Origin of the sequence: Arthrobacter sp. NamB2 (assembly GCF_005281365.1) — a bacterium.
Classification (GTDB): domain Bacteria; phylum Actinomycetota; class Actinomycetes; order Actinomycetales; family Micrococcaceae; genus Arthrobacter_D.
Map to the genome: position 1 here is coordinate 1 of NZ_SZWI01000029.1, position 205 is coordinate 205.

Here is a 205-nt window from a genome sequence, read left to right on the forward strand (position 1 = left end):
CGCGCACGCCTTGTCCTCCTCGACGTCACCGGTGGGATCGGTCAGGGACGAGGTGTTGCTGAACGCGCGGGCTGTGTCATCGCCCTCGGTCCCGCACTGGGTGGGATCGTCGACACCGGATCCGGCACCGTCGAGCTGCAGCGGCACGGTCGCCACGACGGTGACCTCGTAGCGGTGCGGTGAGTAGCCGGCATCATTTGAACCC

At 67.8% G+C, this 205-nt stretch carries 1 protein-coding gene; it reads right to left on the minus strand.

Annotated elements, in window-relative coordinates:
- On the minus strand, window positions 1–205 hold a 205-nt coding region (locus tag FDK12_RS15140), incomplete at both ends, for a hypothetical protein (protein ID WP_189636374.1).